This window comes from Thermus sp., assembly GCF_056332225.1.
Map to the genome: position 1 here is coordinate 1 of NZ_JBWGQW010000069.1, position 5,624 is coordinate 5,624.

The following is a 5,624-nucleotide window of genomic DNA, read 5'->3' on the forward strand; positions in this document are numbered from 1 at the left end:
CCCGCTCGGGCCGCTTCAGGAAGGTGCTCCCCGTAAAGAACAGGGGGTCCTTCAGAAACCGGAACCCCCGCTCCACCGTCCGGGCCTGGTCCTTGTACCGCCTCAGCACCTCCCAAGGGGGAAGCCCCTCCCGGTCCAGCACGTTGGTGGCCAGGAGGAACCGCCCCAGCCCCCGCCTCGCCCGCTCCAGCTTCTCCTCGTCCACCTCCAGGCGGGCCCGCAGGCGGTAGACCACCGCCAAGGGTCGCTCCCCCTTGCGCGGCCGGCCCACCCGCCCCCATTGGCGTTCCTCCTGCACTCCCAGGTAGACTAGCCGGTGCAAAGGAAGCCGGCCGCTGGCCTCGCTCAGGGCCCGCCGGGCGTCCGCCTCACAGGCGAAGGTCCGAGCCGTCAGCTGGCCCAGGACCTTCCGCGCCTCCCCTTCGGCCCGTACTATCCGCTGCCGGAGGCTTGCTTCCTCCATCCCGGCCCGCTCCTGGCTCTCCACCAACAGCCAGCGCTGCCGCACACCCCCGTACGTGGTCCAGGGGGTGGCTTGACGCTCAAGACAGTATCAGCCCCCGGTAGCCGGGCAGCAGAGGCCTCCAGGCCTCCTGGGGTAACTCCTCGCGTAGCAGGGCCCTGGCCTCCTTTAGGGTGGCCGGCACCCGCATGATCCAGGAGAACCCCCGCAGAGCCCTCAGGTTCTCCTGGCTGTAGCTGGCCCCGTCCAGCACCACCACCTCCCCCAGTTCCAGGCCCTGGCGGTAGCGCGCCAGCAGGGGAACCAAGGCCTCCTGGTCCGACTGGTTCCCATCCCCAGGAGCGAAGAGCAGGGGAATCCCCCCGGTATCGGCGCAGATCAGGTTCATCACCCACTGCTTGAGGTCCGGGCGGTGGTCCCGGCTGTAGCCGTGGGTGAGGCGGATAGCCCCGGCCTCTTCCTCCGTCCCCTCGTACCGCCCGTGCACGTGGAAGCTGGTGGCGTCCGCATGCAGGGCCCGCACCGGGAAGGGGAAGGCCTGGCGCGCCCTTTTAAGTACCCCACCGCGGCAAAAGCCGCGGTGGGGGCCCCAAAAGAGCTTTCCCACAGCCAAAGCTTGGGCATCCCGTGTTGCAAAGCCAAGGTGCGGGCACTTAGCCTCCCCGGCCCAGGGCTTCTCCGAGCCGCCTCAGGGCCTCCTCGAGGACCTCGGGGTAGGTGGCGAAGTTGAGGCGCACGTAGCGGTCGTACCCCTCCCCGAAGTTCTCCCCCGGGTTCAGGGCCACCCGGGCCTCCTGGAGGAGGTAGGCCGCCGCCTTGGGGATCCCCGTCTTGAGCCAGGCCAGGTAGGTGCCTTCCGGGGGGAAGTGGCCGAGGCCCACCTCCTTGGCCCAGGCCGCCACCCGGTCCCGGTTCGCCTTAAGCCTTTCCCGGGTTTCCCGAAGCCAGTCCTCCCCTTCCAGGAGGGCGGCCTTCCAGGCGGCCATGGCCAGGACGTTGGGGAAGGTGTGGGGGAGGTGGCGCTTCAGGGCCTCCACCAGGGGCTTGGGCCCTACCGCCGCCCCTATGGGCAGGCCCGCCAGGTTGTAGGCCTTGCCCGGGCCCACCAGGGTGAGGGTCCTTTCCGGGAGGAAGCGGGCCAGGGGGACGTGAGGCCTCTCGTAGGTCAGGGGGGCGTGGAGCTCGTCGGAGACCACGATGAGGTCGTGCTTCTTGGCGATCTGGGCCAGGGCCAGAAGCTCCTCCTCGGTGAACACCCGGCCCGTGGGGTTTTGCGGGTGGCAGAAGAGGAGGAGCCTCGAGGCGTAGGCCAGGCGCTCCAGGCCCGAGAGGTCCAGCCGCCACCCCTCCTCGGTTTCCCTTAAGGGGTTGGCGAGAAGGGTGCGCTTCTGCTCCCGGATGGCGGCCAGGAAGGGGGGGTAGACGGGCACCTGGCTCAGCACCCCCTGCCCGGGGGCGGTGAAGGCGGCCACGGCGGCGTAAAGCCCCACCACCACCCCGGGCATGAAGGCCACCTCCCCCTCGAGGCCTCCCCTTTCCAGGAGGAGGGCCTTGAGCTCCGGGTCCCCTTCCCGGGGCGGGTAGCCCAAAAACCCCTCCGCCCGCTCCCGGATCGCCTTGCGGATGGGCTCGGCCACGGGGAAGTCCATGTCCGCCACCCACAGGGGGAGGACGCCCTCGGGGTAGGCGCTCCACTTCAAGGAGTCCTTGCGGGGAGGAAGCACCATGGGGTTATCTTACCGCCCGGCCCAGGCGCCTCAGCATGTAGAGGGAAAGGAGGACGAGAAAGAGGCTCACCACCTGGGTGGCGGTAAAGAGGCCGATGCCCAGCGCCTCGTTGCGGTAGATGGGAAGCCAAAGGGGGTTCAGGCGGAAGGGCTCCTCCAGGACCGAGCGGAGGACGCTGTACCACAGGAGGAAGTTCCAGAAGGCGTACCCGTAAAAAGGCTTTTTCCTGAGCCAGTAGAAGGAGAGGGGCAGGAGGATGAGGCCCACCAAGGCCCCGTAGACCTGGGTCAGGTGCACCGGGCCCCGGAGGAGTTCTTGGCACCGGTACACCTGGGAAATGTCGTCTATGCCGGGGCAGACCCCGGGGAAACCCCGGGCCCACTCCGGCCAGGTGAAGCCGATGGGCAAGGAGGTGAGGCGGCCTGCGGTGTCGGAGCCGTTCATGAGGTTCCCGATCCTCCCGGCGATGATCCCCAGGGCCACCCCAGGGGTGGCGGCGTCCAGGTAGGGCCACAAGGGATAGCCCCGCCTCCGGTGGAAGTAGTAAAAGGCCAGGGTGCCCCCCAGGATGGCCCCGTGGAAGGAAAGCCCCCCGTGCCAGATATAAAGGATTTCCACCGGGTTTTCCAGGAAATAGCCGGGGGAGGTGAGGACGTACCCGAGCCGCGCCCCCACCACCCCCCACACCACGGCCCAGAAGACGGCGGTTTCAAACCGCTCCGTGTCCAGCCCCCAGGCCTTTAAGCGCCTCTTGGCCAGCTCAAAGCCTATGAAGATGGCCAGGGTGAGCAGAAACCCGTACCACTGGATCCTCAAGGGGCCGATCTGGATCATGGTGGGGTTCATTCCTGGCCTCCCAGAAGCGCCGCCAGGCGCTCGGCGAGCTCTTTCTCTCCAAAGACCCCTTCCAGAAGCACCTCCTCCCCCCAAAGGAGCACCGGGACCCGGAAGGTGTACCGCCGAAAAAGCTCGGGGTCCCGGTCCACGTAGGGGACCCCCAGGGTCCAGAGGGCCCTTTCCGCCTTCTCGCAAAGCCCGCACCCTTCCCGGGTGACGAAGACGATCTCCATGGGGGAAAGCATACCCCACCCCTAGAAGATCTGGCGCAGGACCCAAAGCCCCATGGCCAAGTGGACCAGCACCTTGGCCGCCACGCCCCCCATGAGGCCCACCAGGGTGCCCCAGGCCGCCTTTAGGGCCTCCTCGGGCCTGCGCCCCGAGAGGTACTCAAAGAGCCACGCCAGGAGGAAGGGGAGGACCAGGACCCCCCACACCCCCAGAAAAAGGCCCAGGAGGCCACCCAAAAAGGCTCCCCAGAGCCCCGCCCGGCCCGCTCCGTAGCGCCTGGCGCCGAGGAGGGCCGCCACGTTGTCCAGGAGCATGGCGAGGAGGGCCAGAACTCCGAGGAGGACCCACGTCCCCAGGGAAAGCTCTTGGAAACCCAAAAGGAGCTCGTGGAGGAAGGCGGCGAGGAGGATGACCAAGGTGGCGGGCACCAAGGGGAGGAAGGTGAGGAGGACCCCGAGGATCCAGAGGACCACGAAGAGCCAGTCGGCGAAGGCGTCCACGGGAAAAGCCTACGGCCAGGGCCCATGAGAAGGGAAAGGGACATCCGCCCAGAGGGCTTCCCGTAAGCTTGGGGCCAGGAGGCGGGTATGGACATCGGCCTACCCAAGGAACGGATGGCGCTGAAAAACCTTCCCCTCTTCGGGGAGGGGGTGCGGGAGGGGCGGGTGGCCCTCACCCCCCAGGGGGTGCGGGAGCTCGCCGCCTTGGGCCACCGGGTCTACGTGGAGCGGGGGGCCGGGGAGCGGGCGGGCTTTCCCGACGAGGCCTACGAGGAGGCCGGGGCCAGGCTGGTGAGCCGGGAGGAGGCCTTTGGCCGCCCGGAAGTGGTGCTCAAGGTGGGAAGGCCCACCCTCGAGGAGGTCGCCCTCCTCCGCCCCGGGGCCACCCTCATGGGCTTTTTGCATCTGGCCACCGCGGAGTCCGGCCTCATCGGGGCCATGGCGGAAAAGGGCCTCACCGCCATCGGCTACGAGCTGGTGGGGGAAGGGGAAAGGCGCCCGGTCCTGAAGGCCATGAGCGAGATCGCCGGGAGGCTTGCGCCCCAGATCGCCGGGCGGCTTCTAGAGGCCCCCTTGGGCCCCGGGGTGCTCCTTTCGGGCCTTCCCGGCATCCCCCCGGCGGACGTGGTGGTCCTGGGGGCGGGGGTCCTGGGCCGGGCGGCGGGAAGGGCCTTTTTGGGAGCCGGGGCCTCGGTCTACCTCCTGGACAAGGCCCTTCCCGCCCTGGAGGAGGCGGCCCGGGAGGTCCCGGGGGCCGTCACCGCCCTCGTCACCCAAAGCCGCCTGGAGCGCTACGTGGCCTTCGCCGACGTTTTGGTGGGGGCGGTGGCCGTGCCGGGGGAGCGCGCCCCCGTCCTCCTCACCCGGGAGCTCCTCTCCCGCATGCGCCCGGGCTCGGTCCTTTTGGACTTCGCCATTGACCAGGGGGGCATCGCCGAGACCAGCCGGGTGGGCCTGTACCAGGAGATGGGCGTCACCCACTTCTGCCTGCCCAACGTTCCCGCCCTGGTGCCCCGCACGGCGAGCCACGCCCTCACCGCCACCCTCCTGCCCTTCCTGCTCAGGATGGGGGACGACCCCCTAAAGGTCCCCGCCCTCCGCCAGGGGGCCTACCTCCTCCTTGGCCAGAAAGGAGGCCACCTAGAATGAGCTACCGCAAGAAGCTCACCTCCCCCGAGGACGCCGTGACCCTCATCCGGTCCGGGATGCGGGTCTTCGTCTCCGGCAACGCCGCCACTCCCACGCCCCTCCTCAAGGCCCTCGCCGCCCGCAAGGAGGAGCTGGAAAACGTGGAGCTCGTCCACCTCCTGCAGCTGGGGGAGGACCCCTTCGCCGCCCCGGAGATGGAGGGGCACTTCCGGAGGCGCTCCCTCTTCGTGGGCCCCGCCGACCGGGAGGCGGTGAACCAGGGGCGGGCGGACTACGTGCCCGTCATGCTCCACCAGGTGCCCTGGCTTTTCAAGCGCCGGGTCCTTCCCCTGGACGCGGCCATCGTCCAGGTCTCCCCGCCCGACGAGCACGGCTTCTGCTCCTTGGGGGTGGAGGTCATCGCCACCAAGGCCGCCCTCGAGGCCGCCCCCCTCGTCATCGCCATGGTGAACCCCAGGATGCCGAGAACCCTGGGGGACACCTTCGTCCACGTCTCCCGCTTCACCGCCATCGTGGAGCTGGACTGGCCCCTGCCCGAGCTCAAGCGGGAAGGCTTCGGCGAGGTGGAGCGGAGGATCGGGGAGCACGTGGCGGGCCTCATTGAGGACGGGGCCACCTTGCAGATGGGCATCGGGGCCATCCCCGACGCCGTCTTGGCGAGCCTCGAGGGGCGGAAGGACCTCGGGGTGCACACGGAGATGATCTCCGACGGGGTC

General features: G+C 69.2%; 6 protein-coding genes and 1 pseudogene. 2 read left to right on the forward strand and 5 right to left on the reverse strand.

The features are described from left to right. The 5 genes and pseudogenes from AC01Y6_RS09280 to AC01Y6_RS09300 form a co-directional block, all read right to left on the reverse strand. Nucleotides 1-1,022, reverse strand: a pseudogene (locus AC01Y6_RS09280) (IS1634 family transposase); the annotation flags it as partial. A gap of 94 nt (nt 1,023-1,116) precedes the next feature. Further along, nucleotides 1,117-2,190, reverse strand: coding sequence for a cystathionine beta-lyase (locus AC01Y6_RS09285; protein WP_347240431.1), 1,074 nt, complete (start codon nt 2,188-2,190; stop codon nt 1,117-1,119). A gap of 4 nt (nt 2,191-2,194) precedes the next feature. Next, on the reverse strand, nt 2,195-3,025 hold the full coding sequence (gene lgt / locus AC01Y6_RS09290; RefSeq protein ID WP_347240440.1) for a prolipoprotein diacylglyceryl transferase: 831 nt from the start codon (nt 3,023-3,025) through the stop codon (nt 2,195-2,197). An 8-nt stretch (nt 3,026-3,033) separates the two neighbouring features. Continuing rightward, complete coding sequence (locus tag AC01Y6_RS09295) at nt 3,034-3,273, reverse strand: glutaredoxin family protein (protein ID WP_347240432.1); 240 nt, start codon at nt 3,271-3,273, stop codon at nt 3,034-3,036. Between the two features lie 9 nt (nt 3,274-3,282). Continuing rightward, entirely contained in the window at nt 3,283-3,759 is a 477-nt protein-coding gene (locus AC01Y6_RS09300) for a DUF456 domain-containing protein (RefSeq protein WP_347240434.1), read from the reverse strand. A gap of 87 nt (nt 3,760-3,846) precedes the next feature. Between AC01Y6_RS09300 and AC01Y6_RS09305 the strand changes: the two genes are divergently transcribed. Together AC01Y6_RS09305 and AC01Y6_RS09310 are read left to right on the forward strand one after the other, a co-directional pair. Next, the gene (locus tag AC01Y6_RS09305) at nt 3,847-4,908 is read left to right on the forward strand and encodes an alanine dehydrogenase (protein ID WP_428715804.1); all 1,062 of its coding nucleotides are present in this window, start codon (nt 3,847-3,849) and stop codon (nt 4,906-4,908) included. Beyond that, on the forward strand, nt 4,905-5,624 hold a 720-nt coding region (locus tag AC01Y6_RS09310), incomplete at its 3' end, for an acetyl-CoA hydrolase/transferase family protein (RefSeq protein ID WP_476671246.1). The genes AC01Y6_RS09305 and AC01Y6_RS09310, both read left to right, overlap by 4 nt.

Coding starts and splice junctions, on each gene's coding strand:
- AC01Y6_RS09285 (WP_347240431.1), bottom strand. CDS start 2,190: ATGGTGCTTCCTCCCCGCAAGGACTCCTTGAAGTGGAGCGCCTACCCC.
- lgt (WP_347240440.1), bottom strand. CDS start 3,025: ATGATCCAGATCGGCCCCTTGAGGATCCAGTGGTACGGGTTTCTGCTC.
- AC01Y6_RS09295 (WP_347240432.1), bottom strand. CDS start 3,273: ATGCTTTCCCCCATGGAGATCGTCTTCGTCACCCGGGAAGGGTGCGGG.
- AC01Y6_RS09305 (WP_428715804.1), top strand. CDS start 3,847: ATGGACATCGGCCTACCCAAGGAACGGATGGCGCTGAAAAACCTTCCC.